This window comes from Streptomyces sp. NPDC007856 (assembly GCF_042868225.1).
Taxonomy (GTDB): domain Bacteria; phylum Actinomycetota; class Actinomycetes; order Streptomycetales; family Streptomycetaceae; genus Streptomyces.
The window spans coordinates 15,906-32,618 of the sequence record NZ_JBIAEC010000005.1; the positions used below are offsets into that span (position 1 = coordinate 15,906).

Sequence of the window (16,713 nt, forward strand, 5' to 3'; positions counted from 1 at the left end):
CCATGGGAGTGGGTCCTGGTTGCCGTAGCGCTGGTCTCATTTCAACGCCCCGCGGTGCGCCCGTCGAGCACGGCCCAGCTCAGTTCGTGACAAGGACGGTCAGCTTGCGGGGCCATGGACCGCCCTGGACGCGGATCATCTCGATGTCCGCGGTGGTGAGGGGCCGGCTTTGGTGTTGTACCCGCGCCGAGAGCTCTTGGGTCGGCTCGTGACCGGCTCTCACCATCCCGCCGATCAGCGCGAGAGCCGTTGCTGAGTCACTCGCCGACAGCCGGGTGATCCGTTTGCAGATGGTCAAGGATGGCATGGGAGATCTCGGCGAGGTGTTCGATCTGCTCGGGTGTGAGACGGTCGATGACCAGGCGCCGCACCTCCTGGGCATGGCTGGGCGCGGCTCTTTCCAGGGCGGTCCGCCCTTCTGTCGTGATCACCGCGTACATGGCGCGTGACGCGCCGCTCCGGCGCTCCACCAGGCCGCGCTTGCACATGCGGGTGAGCTGGTGGTGGAGGCGGCTCTTCTCCCAGCCCAGCTCGTGGCTGAGCTCATGGGCACGCAACCGTCCGCCGGGGGCTTCGGACAGGGCGACGAGCACCGTGTAATCGGCGTTCGACAGGCCGCTGCCAGTCTGGAGCTGCTGCTCGATACGTGATCGCAGAACCTCCTGCATCTGGAAGAACGCCCGCCAGGCGCACAGCTCGCGCTCACTCAATGCCTGCTGCTCCATGTCCTCATCATAGCGACGGGTTGACACATCAACTCGCCGCCGTACTGTTGAGGTGACACATCAACTCGAGGGTGGTAAGGAACCAATGCACGCCATGGAGGTCCCGCAAGGCGCAGCGCAACGAAGCGTCGTCCGCGTCGAGAGGAAGGTGCACTTCGGACCGGACGCGCAGGTCGACGACAGGAACGTGATCATCACTCCGCTGAGGCCGGAACTCACGGATCCGTTCCTGCTGCTGAGCGAGGACTGGTTCTCCTCACCGGGCTTCGAATGGCATCCCCATCGTGGTGTCGAGACGGTCACCCTGGTCCTCGACGGCGTTCTGGAGCACGGCGACAACATCGGTCACGCCGGCGCGCTGACGACGGGAGACGTGCAGTGGATGACCGCAGGGCGCGGAATCATTCACCGGGAACTCGCCTTCCGCAACGAACGGGCGCACACCCTGCAGCTATGGGTGAACCTTCCGCGCGAGATGAAGATGGTCGACACCCGGTACCAGGACTTGCTGGCCGGCCGGCGACCGGTCGTCGAAACAGACGGCGCCCGCATCGACCTGATCTCGGGCGAGGCCGGCGGTGTCCAAGGTCCCGCACTGAACAACTGGCCCATCTCCGGGGCGGTGATCACCCTCGAGCCCGGCCGGCGCCTGGATCATCTGCTGCCGGGCCGGGACCGTGCCTTCCTCCACGTCCTGTCCGGCACCGTGACGATCGCCGGGCGCCTCGTTCGCGCAGGTGAGACCGCCTGGTCCGATCCCCTTTCTCAGGCTCCCCTCTCGACCATCACACTCGAGACCGCCGACGGCGACGAGTTCAGCGTGGTCATGGTCTACAGCGGTGAGCCGATCGGTCAGCCTGTCGTGATGGGCGGCCCGTTCGTGATGAACAGCACGAACGAGATCGAGCAGGCCTTTCGCGACTTCCAGAGCGGCAGGTTCGGCGGCATCCCGAACCAGGCCCGCCTTCAGTACCGCTGACGCCTGAGCACCCCGCAACCCTCGTCTTGCCCGGCGTCTTGATATCGGGCAGCGTTCCGCGACTCCCAAGCGCCACATTCGGCGACACCGCCCCCATTTCAGACCGCCTGCCTGGCGGTCCCCGCTCACATGAGGTATTCGATGTTCACCGCGACAGTGATCCTTTCCGCCCTGACGGCCCTCGGCTTCGCCGCTGCCGGACTCCCCAAGGCTCTCGCGCAGCCCTCCGCGGCCGCCGATGCCGAGCGCATGGGTTACTCGACCACCGCCTTCCGAGCCATCGGGCTGCTGGAGCTGGCCGGGGCCGTCGGAGTCGTCGTCGGCCTGTGGTGTTGGCCGCTGGGCGTGGCGGCTGCCGGTGGACTGCTTCTGGTGTGCGCCGGCGCCATGCGCGCGCACCTGAGCATGAAGGACGCCCCCAAGGCCCTCATCCCGGCTCTGCTGTTCGCGGTAGTGGCCGCAGCCGTAGTGATCACGCGACTTGCCAGCTCCTGAGCGCCGCCACGCCCCGGTTCCTCGGCCGCCCAGGACACGGGCAGGTGACCGAGCCTGCCGGTCACCTTGTCGCGTGTGGCGGTGGGACTGGCCGGCAGCACCTGGGCAAAGTCCTCGGGCGGTCTGAAGTGGTGGATCCATACGGTGTGGCCGGTGTCCGGAATGTCGTGGCCTCGCTCGTCCTGGTCGTCCCGTCGCCCGGCTGCTGAGAGTCGTCTTCCAGCGGTGCTCCGCCTGCACCCGTCGGCCGGAGCGCCACGTGCACGCGGCCGGTCCGACGGTGTGCTCGCCTTACCGGCGAGCGTGGCGCACAGGACCAGCAAGGTGCGCTCGAAGTGCTGGGCCATCAGCTCGGCCAGGGCGCGGTGAGGCGGTCGACATGCTGCTCGGCTGAGCGCCCGGCCCCAGTACGTCGCGAGTGCCACCGTGAATGTGACCCAGGTCATAGTGAGACAAGTTGACTCATAGATTGGTTGTGAGGCAATCTGTCTCACAGAGGGGGTCGTGAAAGCGCAGAACTCGCGACCATCCGCAGATGCCGTAGATGCCACCGCATTCACGCACAAGTGCTATTGGAGGAAACCATGACCGCTACGCTCACGAAGAAGGCGGGCAAGGGCCGCACCGACGGGGTCGTCTCCGAGCTGGCCACCTACTTCCACATCAAGCCGGGACACGAGGAAGAGATCCGGGCGGCGGTCCAGCGGTTCGTGGAGGAGCTGCGCCGCCAGGACCCGGCGCAGACCATCAAGACCGGTCTGCGCGACACCCGGCACGTGGTCTTCGACGGCGGCAGGATGCTGCTGTGGGCCACCACCTTCGAGACCGAGTGGGACCCCTACGTCGACGACGCAATCCTGACCGTCGGCTTCGAGCACTTCGCGGACTGGCTGCAGCACACCACCGAGTGGGACGAGCTGTTCGCCTGGGTCGAGGAGGCCGGCGGCATGAGCGCCCTGACCGACATGGACCGCCCGGACTTCGAGGACAACGTCCGCAACTCCACCGCCCGCCTGAAGAAGATCCTCCAGGACGGCCAGGAGCAGGCCGCCTCCTACTTCAACCCCCTGGGCACCCTCACCATGCCCCAGGTCGTCAAGGCCCAGAAGCTCGACGCCGCCTTCCAGGAAGTCCTCGACGACCCCACCGCCGAGGAAGCCCTCGCCCACCCCGCCCTCAAGCCCCTCCTCGCCCAGGCCGCCAGCTGACCCGCTGACCCCCCACACCCCTGGGAGGGGGTGGCACCTCCCACCCCCTCCCAGGAACCCCACCGGGCGTGACGACCGCGCCCTCGCTACACAGTTCTGGAAGGCATCATGACCACGGTCAAGGGCAGCGCCCTAGAACTCGACGACATCCAGGCAGCCGCCCTGGAGCCACGCCCGACGCCCTACGCGGGCTCCTACCTCGCCCTTCGCATCGACGACCGGCGGCAGGGACGCGAGCTGCTGCGGCGACTCACTCCCGTCCTCGACTCGGTCGCCTCGTTCGACCCCCAGCGCCAGGTCTCGCTTGCGGTGGCACTCAGCTTCCAGGGTCTGAAGGCCCTGGGCGTGCCCGAGGAATCGCTGGCCACCTTCCCGCCCGAGTTCCAGGAGGGCATGGCCGCGCGGGCGGACGAACTCGGAGACGTGGGGGACAGCGCGCCGGAGAACTGGGAAGGCCCGCTGGGGTCGGAGGACGTGCACATCATCCTGGCCGCCCTCGCCCCGGACGACGCCCGCCTGGAGACGATCGTCCTCCTCGCCCGTGACGCCCTGCGCGATCTGCCCGGGGTAGTCCCCATCTGGCAGCAGGACGTCCACGTCGGACCGGACGAGAAGGAACCGTTCGGCTTCCGCGACGGCATCGGTCAGCCGGCGATCGAGGGCACCGGGATTCCCGGCACCAACCCCCGAGAAGTCCCGCTCAAGGCAGGCGAGTTCGTCCTTGGATACGAGGACGAGACCGGAGACATCGCACCCGTCCCGCAGCCCGAGGTGCTCGGCCGCAACGGAACGTACGTGGTCTTCCGCAAACTGCACACGCGAGTGGCGGAGTTCCGTCAGTACATACGCGACCGAGCCAAGGACCCCGCGGACGAGGAGTTGATCGCGGCCAAGTTCGTCGGCCGCTGGCCCAGTGGCGCCCCGCTGGCACTGATGCCGGACAAGGACGATCCGGAACTCGGTGCCGATCCCGCGCGCAACAACGACTTCATGTACGGCGACGACCCGCAGGGCCTGAAGTGCCCCGTGGGAGCCCACGCCCGCCGGATGAACCCGCGGGACGCGGTCGTCACCGGTGAGGTGCGCCTGCACCGCATGATCAGGCGGGGCACGACCTATGGTCCGCCGCTGCCCAAGGGTGTGCTGGAGGACGACGGCGCCGACCGCGGCATCATGTTCGCCTTCGTCGGAGCCCACCTCGCGCGGCAGTTCGAGTTCGTGCAGCGGCAGTGGTTGAACGACGGCAAGTTCATCGGGGCCCCCGACGAGAAGGACCCGCTGATCGGCGGGAACGAGGACGGCCAGTTCACCATCCCGCGCGAGCCGATCCGGCGCCGCTTCAAGGGGCTTCCGCCGTTCGTCGTCAACCGGGGCGGCGAGTACTGCTTCATGCCTGGGCTCTCGGCGCTGCGCTGGATCGCCGACCTCGACACCTGACCTCTCCCCGCCCGCAACACGACAAGGAGCTTTCTCATGGCTGACCACTTCTCCGGGCCGCGCGTCATGGCCGACCCCGCATCCGACATCTGCGACGTCTACGCCTTCCCGAGCCCGGAGCGGCCGGGGAACCTGGTGCTCGTCCTCAACGTGCTGCCGGCCTCGGCCCCCACGGCGCTGTTCTCCGACGCGATCACCCACCGTTTCCGTGTCCGGCCGGTCACGTCCGTGACCGAGGGCGCCGCTGCGGCCTTCCAAGTCGGCGAGGGCGAGTACCTGTTCGACTTCACCTTCGCCGCCCCCCACCAGCTCGACGGCGCCGACACTCTGGTGCAGATGGGCACGTGCCGGGCGCCCGGCGGCCGGACGGTCGCCTTCCAGGTCGGCAACGAGGTGCCCACCGAGGCCGAAGGCCTGAAGATCTTCGCCGGATCGCGGCTCGACCCGTTCTTCATCGACTTCGTGGGCGTGATCGCCACCGATCTGACCGGGCAGCTGTCCCTCAGGCCCGACGCCGACAACGTCCTTGAGGACCTGAACGTGCTGAGCATCGTCCTCGAGGTCGACGCCGCGGTGCTCGGACCGGCCGCCGGCTCACTGGTGGCGGTCGTCGGCGAGACCCTGACCTCGGGGGGGCTGCGCCCGATCCAGCTGGAGCGCATGGGCCGACCGGAGATCAAGAACGTGGTCCTGTCGAGCAAGAAGTACGACACCGTCAACCGTGACCTGGAGATCCGCGACCTCTACAACGAGGAAGACACCTTCAACATCCGGCCCGACTACGCGGGCGCCTACCGCGCACGGTTCAACGCCAACCTGGCCTGGTTCGACGGCCTGGACGGCAAGACCGACTGGCCGCTGGACGAGCAGGGCAACCACCCGCTGACCGAACTGCTGCTCGCGGACTTCCTCGTCGTCGACCTGTCCAAGCCCTTCTCCGAGGACGGCTGCTTCGAGATCGAGACCGCCCTGGTCGCCGGCCGCCCGCACACCACCTGCGGTGGCCGCTCGCTCAACGACGACATCGTGGACACCCTCTACACCCTGCTCGTGGGCGGCGTCGACGGCGAGCGCCTCAGCGACGGCGTCGACCAGGCGACCAAGCCGGCCACCCGCACCTTCCCCTACCTCAACGCTCCGAACCCGACCCCGCCGGACCTGGGCGCCCGCCTGGCCGCGATGATGCCTCCCCAGGAAGCGGCATGACCGGGGCGTCCACCCAGGAGTGCGAGCCGGTCACGACGAGCGGCACCATCGCCGTGACGAATCTGCACGCGCAGATCGACGGGCTGGCGCTACGGCTCAGCCGAACGGTTGCGGGGGAGGCGCAGGGAGCTCACTCGGCGGCGTCGGCGCCTCTGGTGGTGGCCCAAGGGGCAGCCCTGATCGACCTGCTCAACCTCCGGGGCCATCTCCTGGGCCGCGTCGCCGACTACGAACAGGCGGCGGCCCTGGCTGAGCGGCTGGTGCAGGCGGCACCGGACGACGCTACCGCCCTCCTCGCCCGAGCCAGGTCCCGAGCGACCCTGCACCGCTTCGCCGAGGCCGCCGCAGACCTCGGTGCGGCGGGCCGCAGCGGCGCGGACGAGGCCACACTGGCCGCGGAACGATCCGTTGTCCTGCAGGCCCTCGGCTGCTTCACGGATGCCATGGCCCTGATCCACAAAGCGGGGGAGCGGCAGAGCGAGTTCTCAACGCTCGGCGCGCTCGCCGTGCTCCACGCGGAGCGCGGGGAGGTCACCGAGGCGGAGCGGCTGTTCGACAAGGCGCGGCGACGCTACCGGGCGACCTCGCCGTTCCCGCCGGCCCAGCTGGACTTCAGGCGCGGTGTGATGTGGCACCGCGAGGGCGACCTCGATGGGGCCCGCTCCTGGTACGAAGCCGCCCGGCAACGGGTACCCGGCTACGCGCCGGCACTCGGCCACCTGGCCGAGGTCGAGCTGTCGCGCGGATCGTTTCACGCCGCTGTCGCCCTACTGCGTCCTCTCACCCGGACCAGCGACGACCCGGAGTACGCCGCCCATTTCGCGGCCGCGCTGCACGCAGTCGGCCGGGTCCACGAGGCGAAACAGTGGCGCGAGCGTGCGGCAGCGCGTTACGACGACCTGGTGCTGCGTCACCCGGAGGCCTACGCCGACCACGCGGCCGACTTCTGGCTCACCGTGGGGGACGACGCGGACCGCGGGCTCCAACTGGCATTGCAGAACCTCGCATTCCGCCAGACAGCCCGAGCCCATGCCCTGTTCCAGCGCGCTGTCCTCGCGCAGAACCAGGTTGCACAAGCTGCCCCATAGCCGTCGACCGGCGGCGGCCATGGGGCACCGACGGGGTCGGCCGGACGTCAGAGGGTGCGTCCGGCCGACCCCGCACCACCTCGCCGAGGGCAGACGCGGCCCGAGACTTCAACGGGCGACGCCCTGACCCTCGTCCCCTGAGCAACATCCCTTACTCGTTGGTGGTTCCACGGGCCGTTGCAGCCCCCGGAGCCGCAACCACTACTCAAGAAGGCCCACAACGATGGACACCATGCTGGCAGGACGCGTCCACCTGGACACGAAGAAGTTCCTGGTGGAGGAGATCCCGGTCCCCGAGCCCGGACCGGGCGAAGTACTGATCGAGGTGAAGGCGGCCGGGGTGTGTCTTTCCGACCTCCACCTCATCGACGGCAGCATCTCGCCGGTGCACCTGAAGTCCAATGTGCTCACCCTCGGGCATGAACTCTCCGGTGTCATCCATGCCCTGGGCCCCGGCCTCAAGCGGGACCTGGCCGTCGGCACGCGGGTCGCCCTGCAGGCGGGACAGCCCTGCCGTGAGTGCGCCACCTGTGTCAGGGGCGGCACGTGCACATCGTTCCGCGGTCGCGGCGTCGACTACGACGGTGGCTGGTCCCAGTACACGATCGCCCGTGAGGACACCGTCGTCCCCATTCCCGACTCACTTCCCTTCGACCAGGCGGCCATCATCCCTGACGCCGTCTCCACCTCCTACGCGGCCCTCGTCGAGACCGTGCAGGTGCGTTCCGCCCAGTCGGTGGGCATCTGGGGAGTCGGTGGAGTGGGCGCTCACGCCGTCCGGCTGGCCCGCATGATGGGCGCGGCGCCCATCATCGCCGTCGACCCGCTGCCCCGTGCACGCGAGCGAGCCCTCGCGTTCGGCGCGGACATCGCGCTCGACCCCACCGACCCCGGTTTCGCCGAGGCCGTTATGCGGGCCACCGAGGGACTGGGCCTGGACTACGCCTTCGACTTCGCGGGCGTTCCCCGGGTCCGGGAACAGGCGTCGCCCCTTCTCGGGAACCGAGGCGCGCTGGTCCTGGTGGGTATCACCATGGAACCGCTGACGATCTCCGAGAAGATGACCTTCAACCTGAAGAACAAGAAGGTCTACGGGCACTACGGATCCTCGTTCGACCACGTCTACGAGCTGATCCGGTTGGCCGGCAGCGGCCGTCTCGACCTGGCGCCGTCCATCACCGACCACATCCCCCTGGCCGACGCCCCCGAGGCGATCCACCGCCTGGAGCACAAGATCGGCGATCCGATCCGTCTCATCCTCGTGCCCTGACGACTCGCCCCGAGCACGCGAGCGTGCCGGCCGCGCACTCTTCGGAGACGTGCGGCCGGCGGGTCCCGCGACGATCAGGGTTGCGCAGAACGAAGCCGAATGCGGTGCGTTCGTCCTGATCGACGGGCCACAGCGGCGCGGCCCATCGCGCGACCGACACCCGCAACCGCCGCCCAGGACGATCGACATGCGCAACTCACGCCACACCCCCGCACCCACCGACAGCAGCAGTACGGCCGGCTTGCCGACGGCCACGGTCCGCACCCGTGTGACGGTTCCACTCCGCTTCGACGACGGCTATACGGTCACCGCCGACCTCGTCACCTTCCACAGCCTTGCCGACGGCCAGGAACATGTGGCCGCCATCCTCGGCCCATCCGACCCCGACCGGACCCCGCTGGTGCGTCTCCACTCCGAGTGCCTGACCGGCGACGTCCTCGGCTCGGCCCGCTGTGACTGCGGCCCGCAGCTGCGCGAGGCGGTCGAGCGCATCGCCATCACCGGGGGCGTCCTGCTCTACCTCCGTCAGGAGGGCCGCGGCATCGGCCTCTACAACAAGCTCGACGCCTACGCCCTGCAGGACCAGGGCCTCGACACGTACGGGGCGAACGCCGCGCCAACGGGCCACTGGGCCGCAACCCGTTGGCTGTCGTCGACTTGAGCCACCTCGACAACGACCCGCCCGTCGCCTGGATGCAGAAGGTGGCGCGCGAGTTCAACCAGGCCGAGACCACATTCGTCGTGCGTTCGAAAGCCACTACGAGTCCGGATGTCGCGGCCCGCTTGCGTTCCTTCACGGCCGGCGGGACCGAGGTTTTCGGGGCCGGTCACGACGCGTTGGGAGCATGGTCGTGGCCCTTCGAGACCGACCATGTGACTCGGCCGGACAACAGTGGCCGTGCAGCTTCGCATCCTGCCACCGGCACCGACCCGCCCAGGGAAACGGCCCCAGGACGTCGGCCTGCGGCCGATCCGGCCTCGCCGAGCCCTACGCGTGGCGGCAGTGGTCACTCGGCTGAGCTCCTTTGGGATCCGATCGGCGGTTCGAACCTCCCACAGACCCAGAGGTGTTGAGGTACCTACGGGAACTCGGGCGAGGCCCTAGACTGCGGGTCCGCCGACAGTGACATGGGCGGGCCCGCGCTCAGCGACCTGGGGCAACCGGGTGGGTCCGACCACGACAGTCATTCAGTCAGTGCGTCGCGGTGACAGGAAGCCAGGACTTCCTGCGGGCAGACATCCCTGCCAGCCAGCAGCTGCGGGCCCTCGGCGTGGAGGATGGCCGCCCTCTGAGCGTGGCCCGAGCCAGTGGTACCCGATGCGCCGGGACCACTGGCTTCTCGGCCCTACCATGTGCATGGTTGTAGCGTGGCGGTGCGGTCAGAGCCGACCTGCCACGAAGTCGGCCACCTGAGTGCCGAGTTGCTGGCCCGCGTGGTTGTCAAGGGAGGTGTGCTGGCCGGACCAGATCCGGCTGAGCCACGCTTCGGTGGCGGCGTCCTGGAAGCCGGTGAAGGTTCGAGTGACGCCCTTCGAGGTCACCGCAAAATGATGCCGCCCCCCGTAGAGTCCGGTCAGCGTCGTTGCCGCAGCCTGGCTGAGAGCGCCGTGAGCGCCGGGATAGGACGGATCCGGTGCGGTCGGCAGCAGAGGGGTCCAGCTGGGATCGCCGACGATGCTCGGGTTGTAGTGCGTACCGCCGAGCCGGATGGCGGTCACGGGCCGCCAGACGTGGTAGACATACTTGGCGTCGTACATCGCGATCGCGGTGTCGGCGAGGGACAGGTCGAGCCGGGCGAAGACCTTCACCGCCCTCTCCAGGTTCGCGTTCTGGGAGGTGACGAGGTTCTGCGTGATCTGGTTCCAGACGTTCCATACGGGTGCCGCCGCCCAGAACTTCGCGGCTGCCGTCTGATCGGGAGTGCGGGTGGTGCTGGTCTTGCTCCCCAGGCTCTTGACCTCGTTCAAGGCGGTGGCGTACGCGGCGCTGCTCACGGCCGGCGGCGGTGCCGGGCGGAACTGCCGTCCGTCGGCCAGTACGAACGGCTTGACCGAGCCCCAGTCGGTGAACACCGGTGTCGGGAAATTGGGAGGGGTGGGCCGGTAGTCCCCGGCCTTGTCGCCGGGGCGGAACCGCGGTGGCTTGGCTGAGGATCCGTCGTTGGACCGCAGGGTGATCAGCCGGCGGGCGACCTCCGCTCCCACACCAATGCCCGCCTGCTTGTCCGGGCCGCCGGAAATCGCGGACAATTGGCTGCTCAGCCGCTGGTTCAAGCCTGCGCGCCTGGCCGGGTAGAGGGCGACCAGCACATCGTGGGCTGCCTGGTCCGCTGCGGCGTCCGCACGAGCGCCTCTTGGCGCCGTCATCGAGAACACGTAGGCGGGGCCGGCCCGGGTGATCGATACCACCGCGTCGTACTCGGCAGCCTGCAGAAGCGCGAAGCTGCGCGTGGGTTGGACGGTGGACGGCTGCGCCTTCGGATTGCTGAGGATGGTGACGAGCTCGCGGTTCCACTCCACGACCGACATCCCTGCCCCCGTCGCGGCGGTGCGCAGGGCCGGCGAGTGAGCGGTGGTGGACCCGAAGGCCGGGCCGGCGGGTCCGGCTGTCAGCACGGCTCCGGCAAGTATGGCGAGTGTCTTCTGCTTTCCACCCATGTTCTGTGGCTCCTTGTCGCTGGTGGCGGGCTGTGACAACTGGCGGTCATGCGCGTGGCTCATCTGTGTCGGCCACGCGAGCGTGATGGTGTCGGGGTGGTGCGGGCCGGCAGCCAGGTCGAGATGGCGGCGGTCGTGGAGGACGAGTTGCTCGGCGGGTTCCGCGGCAGCTGCGACGGGGCCGGGGTCGTCCAGGGCCCTCCGGTCCATGAGGGCCTTCCGGCGTAGCAGCCAGGCGCGTTCGGCTCCGGGGGCCAGCACTTGGTGCATCTCGCGGCGCAAATCTGGCGCATGCGTATATGCCTCGTGCGGGGGCGGGGCGTCGATGCCCTTGCCGCTGTTCGGGGTGACGTCCACGCTCACAGGGCCCTTCGCCGCGGCCGCCCCCGGTGGCCCGTCGCTGTGCTGCAGTGCCGGCCCTGGCAGGGGGTCGCAGCTCGTGCGGAGCGTCCGGCCCGGTCATGGCGAGCACCTCAGGCAGGCGCGGACTTCGCGGCCGCTGCGTGTCTGGCGAATCTCGGTCGACTCGGCAAGGGACTGGACGATGCCGGTGCCACGGCCGTGTTCGTCGGAGGCGATGCCGGGGCGATGACGCTCCACGGCCGCGCCGGAGTCAGTGACCACGATGTGCAGAGTTTCGTGGTCGAGGGCGAGCAGCAGGGTCATGCGCTCATGGCCGTACTGGGCAGCGTTGGCGGCGAGTTCGTCGACGATGAGAATGGCGGAGTCCCGCTCACCCGCGGGCACACTCCAGGTCTCCAGCAAATCGGCTGCGAAGTGACGAGCGGCGGAGACGTGCGCCTCCTGCGCCGGCAGGGCGAGCAGTGCATGGCGGCGGCAGGGCCGGCCGAGCAGTGAAGTCGGGCGGGGGGAATCGGTCACGAACATGGTCTTCTGGCTCTTCTGTCGATGTGCGGAGACCGGAACGGGGTGACCGCAAGCAGTTCGGGGGTGGTCGGTAGGCCGGATCCTGATCCTGCGTGGGCGCGCTCAATCAGTTCCACGGACGACACATGCCGGATGGTTCGAGCTGTTTGCCTTTTTTGTTCCGATTCTTGCGAGTCATGTCAATGTCGGCGCCTGTCTGGGCTCAGCTGCCTCTGTCCAGAGCACGCTGTTGCGCGGCCGGACTGGGCACCGGCAGCTCGGTCCCCTCGCCCGTGGTCTTCCGGACGACCCCGTGGAAGCGTCGCGCCGTAGACCGGGACGGACGTCCGTGCCTACATTTCGGCTGGATCGCGGTGCTCCGCGTGCAGACGTGATGGATCCTCTTCTCCGGGTTGTGCGGACTTCGGGAAAAAGAAGAGTCGTGCGCGCCCCGTCGGCCCGCTCATGCACGAAGTAAGCTGCGGACTGGGCCGGTTCGACGGTGCGGGGGCGAGAGTGACCAGGGCCCGGAAACCGTCGGCGCGTCGCGGGAAGGGCCAGGGTGTCGGTTTTCGCCTCCTCCGGCGGAAGCGGAGATGTATGCCGCCGCCCCCCTTTCGCACAGCCGTGCCCGCCCGTGTACGCGGCCGGCACCCGCGGGGCCCGGCGCGGGATGGCCGACCGGCCCCTGCGGAGGTCGCGTGACGGAAGCAGACCAGAGCCCCACGACCGAGCTGCAGAACTGCCCCGGTACCGACACAGCCGCCCGAGACAGGTCGTGCAGGGGAAGCAGCCGCCGCAGCTGACCGGCCCCGCGATGTGTGGCACCACCGCGGACAGATCGATCGGATGGCTGCTTCAACCCACCCCTCGACCCTCGACCTGCTGGTCGCGTACCCGGATGGCCTTGACCTTGATCAACCTGGCCGGGGGTGATCCTTCCCGGCTGGCGGCGGCCGACTCGACCATCAGCCGCCTCCGCGCGCTGGCTGCCGCTCAGCCCCTCGGCCATGCAGGTGCCAGTGTCGGCCTCCGAGGCCGCCACACTCATCGGCCGCGAGCCCTTGTCGGACGGTCCCGCCGATCCCGGAGCCACGCGGTGCGGCGGGATCGAGGGGCTACGGTGATCACGAGCGTGCCCGTCCAGCCGGTGTCACGGGCAGAGGCGGCCCGGTTCTTGTCGAATGTCCGGGGTCCCTCGCCGCGGAGCGCCCGGCCTTTCGAAGGCGACGTCGTCTTGGCCTCTTGTGCCACCAATCCTCACGCCCTGCTGCTGCCGTCATGCCACTGGGCGACCGGCCGCCCAGTGACATGACCGCCATGGTCTGGCCTCACGCTCGGATGGTGACCAGCTTCTGACCGTTGCCTGAGAGGATCTCGAAGTGCTCGATGGCTCCCGGAGCCATGGCGACCGCTCCTGGGATCGTGGTGCCGGGAGGGTACTCGCCTGCCCGCCAGGTAGCGCCGTCCGTCCTGGCCCCGCCGGGCCCGACCGCCTGCAGCCGACAGGTGATTCCGGCGGGTGCCCCTCCTGCGGAGATCTGCAGGACACTGCCCCAGGCAGAGGGCGAGACCTTCACCGAGGCGGAGACGCCGGTGGTGGGATCGCTCCCGGAGAAGGTGCGCCAGACAGTCGGCGCGGTCGGCCCGGGCGGCCTCGCCTGACTGCCCACGGATCCGATGGCCGCCAGCCATGTGCCACCGGCCGCTGCCGCGATGAACGTCAGCGAGACTGCAGCGCCGGCCAGTTGCAGACGCCAGGACCTGCGGCGCCTGGCCGCAGCCTGCTGGAGCAGCCTCTCCAGCACACCCCCCTCTGGGGTCTTCGACACCGCGGGCGCGGCGCGCCGTTCGGGCAGCGGGGAGCCCTGCGCGCTTTCGGCTGCCCGTGCCATCAGCCGGTCGGTCAGGTCCGTTTCGGCCGCCGGCACCGTCTGGCCCGAGGCTTCGGCTTCGGTCACCGTCGCCAGCAGCGCAGGCAATCCCGCCAGCTGGGCGTGTTCGGCCCGGCATTCGGTGCATGCCGCGAGGTGGATGCGCACCTGTTCCATTTCCGCCGAGGGCAGCGTGCCCAAGACGTAACCTCCCAGCGTCAGCCGGAGGGCGTCGTGCTCCGCACTCATGGTCGCCGCCTCCTGCCCGCCACGGTCATGGCTCGATCCCGCGTTCCTGCAGCGCCAGCCGCAGGGCGTGCAGGGCGTAGTACGTCCGCGACTTCACTGTGCCCAGCGGGATGCCCAGCACCTGTGCGGCCTCCGCCATGGTCCGGCCCCGGTAGTAGGTCTCCAGCAGGACGGCGCGGTGGTCCGGGGACAGTGACCGGACGGCTTCGGCAACCGCCCAGCTCTGCAGTGCCTGCTCGATCTCGTCCTTGCCCGGCTTCTGCTCGGCGGCTCGCTCCAGCACATCGCCGCCGGCCTCGGCCGGCCTGGACTGCCGGGCCCGGTGGGCGTCGATGACCAGGTGTCGAGCGACCGTACACAGCCATGCCCGGGCCGGGCCGCGTGCGGGGTCGAACGCGGCGGGATGCTGCCACGCTCGCAGCAGTGTCTCCTGTACCACGTCCTCTGCCCATTGCCAGTCTCCTGAGGTCAGTCGCAGCACGTAGTGGAACAGGGCTCCTGCGTGCTCCGCGTACAGAGTGCGCAGCAGTTCCTCATCTGCGGTCGAGAGGGTCCCTCTATCAGAGACACGGTGCGCGGAGCGATCCGGATCGGTCCTTGAACCACGCTTTCGGGAACTCCAGGGCATAAGACGATCATCAGGCATATACGCCGCTTTGTCCTGTACGAGCAGCTCGGTGCCGGTCACGCGCTGTGAGTGCTCCAGGTGGTACGCCCTTGCGGCGTTACGGCCTCGCCATGATCAAGCATGCGCGGGTCCGGGGCCGGCTGAACTGCAGCGATCCCATGAAGTCCCACAAAAGGTGCGTATCCATCGAACCGCAGGAGCCGCGCCGTCCGTGGAGGCGAACAAGAACCGGCTTACGCGCAACTCCTCATCGCTTCCCCTACGGCAAGGGATGGAACAGGGGTGACCGAAATGCACCACGCGACGCACGCGCTCTCGCCATCGGCCCCGCTCCCCAGCCCCGTGCATCGAAGCCGGTGCCACTCTGCGGCCCCGACCGATGTCCAGCACACACCACGTCGATGGCGCTACGCACAGTGATCTGCGGCTGTGCGGCGACCGGGGCAGAGCTCCATCCGGGCCAGTGCGCGCATCACCCGTATGGGCGACGCCGACCTGCCCCGAGTCGCTCGCGGCTGCCTGCTCGGGGGAACTGCCGCGTGCCGCCTTCATCTTCGTGGCGTGGCAGGGCGGATGCGCAGCGCGGAGCACCTCGAGGCGGGCAGCCGGCACGGGGCAGCACCCAGGCTCGCTCGCTGGGTCCGCGAGGGACACGTGCCCATGAACGCGGCATCCACCACATCCCTGCGGTTGCGTGCGCCCGAGCCGGCGCAGTTCCCGTCTCCGCCTGATCAGTGAGGAACGGACGCCATGTACGTGAACCTTCGCCCACCAACTCGGCGATCCCGTGCTGCGGCCGGGCTGGCCGTCGCCACCATCGCCACTGCCGGTGCGCTGGGGCTCCTCAGCTCATGCGGCCCGTCGTCGCATACCTCGTCCGTCGGGACCGGCGCCATCACGCCCGGTCCGGGTCAGCACCAGGCGGCCGGAACGCCCGGGGCCACGGGGTCCGGGAAAACGGCGAACGCCGCTCCCGGCGCCTCCCCGATGCCCAGCATGAGCATGCCCATGAGTACCTCGAGCGCGGGCGCGGCGGCCGCGCCGGTGACCGGGAATGCCGTCGCGATCAAGAACTTCGCATTCTCTCCGGCCACGCTGCAGGTCAAAGCGGGCACGACGGTGACGTGGGCGAACCAGGACACCGACGCCCACACCGTCACCAGCGCCGCATCGGGTGGCCTCCTGCACTCGGCCGCCCTGGCCACCCACGCCGCCTACAGCTACACGTTCACCAAGCCCGGCACCTACTCCTACATCTGCACCATCCATCCGTTCATGACCGCCACCGTGGAGGTGACCCGATGACCGACTACTACGACCGCCATGACGGAGCACCGGCCGACAAGGCAGAGGGCAACATCACCTTCCACTCCGCCACCACCACCGCCTACCCCCTGCCCAAACCGGGCCGCGCCCCCGCCCCCACGCCCCAGGTCGTCCCTGCCCGGCAGCTCAAGGACGCACTCGGCATCCGCAGCGTCGGCTACCGCCAAGGCGACCGCGAACTGGCCATCAACGACCAGAGGCTGGCATGAACACCCAAAGATTCCTCGTCCCCACCCTGCGGGCGGCGACCGCCGCAACCCTCGCCGCGGGCGGATACATCCACGCCCAGCTCTACATCGACGGGTACCGCTTCATCCACGTCATTGGCCCCCTGTTCCTGCTCCAGGCCAGCGCGTCCTTCGCCCTCGCTGCCCTGCTACTGATCGGGACACCACCCCCGCTGCTGAGGATCTCCGAGGCAGGCGTCGCGCTCGGCGCCCTCGGCGGCTTCACCGCTTCGCGCACCGTAGGCGTGTTCGGATTCACCGAGCGCGGTCTGCAACCGGCACCACAAGCCGTCCTCAGCCTCCTCGCCGAAACGGGCACGCTGCTGCTCCTCGCCATCTGGCAAGTGAGCGCGACCAGACAACGCCGCGCTGCCCGACCGGCCGTCAGTACCCTCATCCGGAACCGGTCCATCACCCGTACACCACCCAACTGAACCACCACCACGACGGGTCACGTCCGCTTGCTCCTATGTCGG

The 16,713-nt window shown here is 69.1% G+C and carries 16 protein-coding genes and 1 pseudogene; 12 read left to right on the forward strand and 5 right to left on the reverse strand.

Translation table 11 applies throughout. The annotated features are described in order from the left end of the window. Positions 1-257: 257 nt before the first annotated feature. Entirely contained in the window at positions 258-725 is a 468-nt protein-coding gene (locus ACFYOH_RS13660; protein WP_388625018.1) for a MarR family winged helix-turn-helix transcriptional regulator, read from the reverse strand. Positions 726-777: 52 nt separating this feature from the next. Between ACFYOH_RS13660 and ACFYOH_RS13665 the strand changes: the two genes are divergently transcribed. The 9 genes and pseudogenes from ACFYOH_RS13665 to ACFYOH_RS13705 all read left to right on the forward strand — a co-directional run bounded on the left by ACFYOH_RS13665 (position 778) and on the right by ACFYOH_RS13705 (position 9,482). Continuing rightward, positions 778-1,704: a pirin family protein gene (locus tag ACFYOH_RS13665; RefSeq protein ID WP_388625020.1), complete on the forward strand. Its 927-nt coding sequence runs from the start codon at positions 778-780 to the stop codon at positions 1,702-1,704. Positions 1,705-1,845: 141 nt separating this feature from the next. Then, the gene (locus ACFYOH_RS13670) at positions 1,846-2,199 is read left to right on the forward strand and encodes a DoxX family protein (protein WP_388625022.1); all 354 of its coding nucleotides are present in this window, start codon (positions 1,846-1,848) and stop codon (positions 2,197-2,199) included. A 584-nt stretch (positions 2,200-2,783) separates the two neighbouring features. Continuing rightward, positions 2,784-3,407: a hypothetical protein gene (locus ACFYOH_RS13675; protein WP_388625005.1), complete on the forward strand. Its 624-nt coding sequence runs from the start codon at positions 2,784-2,786 to the stop codon at positions 3,405-3,407. A gap of 108 nt (positions 3,408-3,515) precedes the next feature. Beyond that, complete coding sequence (locus ACFYOH_RS13680; protein ID WP_388625024.1) at positions 3,516-4,844, forward strand: Dyp-type peroxidase; 1,329 nt, start codon at positions 3,516-3,518, stop codon at positions 4,842-4,844. A gap of 36 nt (positions 4,845-4,880) precedes the next feature. Then, complete coding sequence (locus ACFYOH_RS13685) at positions 4,881-6,050, forward strand: DUF4331 family protein (RefSeq protein ID WP_388625027.1); 1,170 nt, start codon at positions 4,881-4,883, stop codon at positions 6,048-6,050. Further along, positions 6,047-7,138, forward strand: coding sequence for a tetratricopeptide repeat protein (locus ACFYOH_RS13690; RefSeq protein WP_388625029.1), 1,092 nt, complete (start codon positions 6,047-6,049; stop codon positions 7,136-7,138). Before ACFYOH_RS13685 ends, ACFYOH_RS13690 begins: the two co-directional genes overlap by 4 nt. Positions 7,139-7,361: 223 nt before the next feature. Then, a complete protein-coding gene (locus ACFYOH_RS13695; RefSeq protein WP_388625032.1) occupies positions 7,362-8,408 on the forward strand; it encodes a zinc-binding dehydrogenase in 1,047 nt (348 codons plus the stop codon). 187 nt (positions 8,409-8,595) lie between these two features. Further along, positions 8,596-9,024, forward strand: a pseudogene (gene ribA, locus ACFYOH_RS13700) (GTP cyclohydrolase II RibA); the annotation flags it as partial. 41 nt (positions 9,025-9,065) lie between these two features. Then, on the forward strand, positions 9,066-9,482 hold the full coding sequence (locus ACFYOH_RS13705; protein WP_388625035.1) for a PhzF family phenazine biosynthesis protein: 417 nt from the start codon (positions 9,066-9,068) through the stop codon (positions 9,480-9,482). 306 nt (positions 9,483-9,788) lie between these two features. Here the strand turns inward: ACFYOH_RS13705 and ACFYOH_RS13710 are convergent, their stop codons facing one another. The 4 genes from ACFYOH_RS13710 to ACFYOH_RS13725 all read right to left on the reverse strand — a co-directional run bounded on the left by ACFYOH_RS13710 (position 9,789) and on the right by ACFYOH_RS13725 (position 14,702). Continuing rightward, positions 9,789-11,429: a vanadium-dependent haloperoxidase gene (locus ACFYOH_RS13710; RefSeq protein ID WP_388625038.1), complete on the reverse strand. Its 1,641-nt coding sequence runs from the start codon at positions 11,427-11,429 to the stop codon at positions 9,789-9,791. A gap of 96 nt (positions 11,430-11,525) precedes the next feature. Further along, positions 11,526-11,948 carry an ATP-binding protein gene (locus ACFYOH_RS13715; protein WP_388625041.1) on the reverse strand — a complete coding sequence of 141 codons (423 nt, stop codon included), beginning with the start codon at positions 11,946-11,948 and terminating at the stop codon, positions 11,526-11,528. Between the two features lie 1,316 nt (positions 11,949-13,264). After that, on the reverse strand, positions 13,265-14,056 hold the full coding sequence (locus ACFYOH_RS13720; protein WP_388625044.1) for an anti-sigma factor family protein: 792 nt from the start codon (positions 14,054-14,056) through the stop codon (positions 13,265-13,267). Between the two features lie 25 nt (positions 14,057-14,081). Next, positions 14,082-14,702: a sigma-70 family RNA polymerase sigma factor gene (locus ACFYOH_RS13725; protein WP_388625946.1), complete on the reverse strand. Its 621-nt coding sequence runs from the start codon at positions 14,700-14,702 to the stop codon at positions 14,082-14,084. A 990-nt stretch (positions 14,703-15,692) separates the two neighbouring features. On the opposite strand from ACFYOH_RS13725, the gene ACFYOH_RS13730 reads away from it, so the two are divergent. From ACFYOH_RS13730 to ACFYOH_RS13740, 3 genes are read left to right on the forward strand one after another with little or no spacing between them, the layout of a single operon-like run. Beyond that, positions 15,693-15,989, forward strand: a complete 297-nt coding sequence (locus ACFYOH_RS13730) for a cupredoxin domain-containing protein (protein WP_388625046.1) — start codon at positions 15,693-15,695, stop codon at positions 15,987-15,989. After that, the gene (locus tag ACFYOH_RS13735) at positions 15,986-16,219 is read left to right on the forward strand and encodes a hypothetical protein (protein ID WP_388625049.1); all 234 of its coding nucleotides are present in this window, start codon (positions 15,986-15,988) and stop codon (positions 16,217-16,219) included. Before ACFYOH_RS13730 ends, ACFYOH_RS13735 begins: the two co-directional genes overlap by 4 nt. Then, entirely contained in the window at positions 16,216-16,671 is a 456-nt protein-coding gene (locus ACFYOH_RS13740; protein ID WP_388625052.1) for a hypothetical protein, read from the forward strand. Before ACFYOH_RS13735 ends, ACFYOH_RS13740 begins: the two co-directional genes overlap by 4 nt. Positions 16,672-16,713 lie beyond the last annotated feature (42 nt).

Excerpts from the sequence above, each read along its gene's own strand:
- ACFYOH_RS13685 (WP_388625027.1), top strand. The coding sequence starts at position 4,881 with ATGGCTGACCACTTCTCCGGGCCGCGCGTCATGGCCGACCCCGCATCC.
- ACFYOH_RS13690 (WP_388625029.1), top strand. The coding sequence starts at position 6,047 with ATGACCGGGGCGTCCACCCAGGAGTGCGAGCCGGTCACGACGAGCGGC.
- ACFYOH_RS13660 (WP_388625018.1), bottom strand. The coding sequence starts at position 725 with ATGGAGCAGCAGGCATTGAGTGAGCGCGAGCTGTGCGCCTGGCGGGCG.
- ACFYOH_RS13725 (WP_388625946.1), bottom strand. The coding sequence starts at position 14,702 with ATGCCTGATGATCGTCTTATGCCCTGGAGTTCCCGAAAGCGTGGTTCA.
- ACFYOH_RS13675 (WP_388625005.1), top strand. The coding sequence starts at position 2,784 with ATGACCGCTACGCTCACGAAGAAGGCGGGCAAGGGCCGCACCGACGGG.
- ACFYOH_RS13735 (WP_388625049.1), top strand. The coding sequence starts at position 15,986 with ATGACCGACTACTACGACCGCCATGACGGAGCACCGGCCGACAAGGCA.
- ACFYOH_RS13720 (WP_388625044.1), bottom strand. The coding sequence starts at position 14,056 with ATGAGTGCGGAGCACGACGCCCTCCGGCTGACGCTGGGAGGTTACGTC.
- ACFYOH_RS13740 (WP_388625052.1), top strand. The coding sequence starts at position 16,216 with ATGAACACCCAAAGATTCCTCGTCCCCACCCTGCGGGCGGCGACCGCC.
- ACFYOH_RS13730 (WP_388625046.1), top strand. The coding sequence starts at position 15,693 with ATGAGTACCTCGAGCGCGGGCGCGGCGGCCGCGCCGGTGACCGGGAAT.
- ACFYOH_RS13680 (WP_388625024.1), top strand. The coding sequence starts at position 3,516 with ATGACCACGGTCAAGGGCAGCGCCCTAGAACTCGACGACATCCAGGCA.
- ACFYOH_RS13695 (WP_388625032.1), top strand. The coding sequence starts at position 7,362 with ATGGACACCATGCTGGCAGGACGCGTCCACCTGGACACGAAGAAGTTC.
- ACFYOH_RS13670 (WP_388625022.1), top strand. The coding sequence starts at position 1,846 with ATGTTCACCGCGACAGTGATCCTTTCCGCCCTGACGGCCCTCGGCTTC.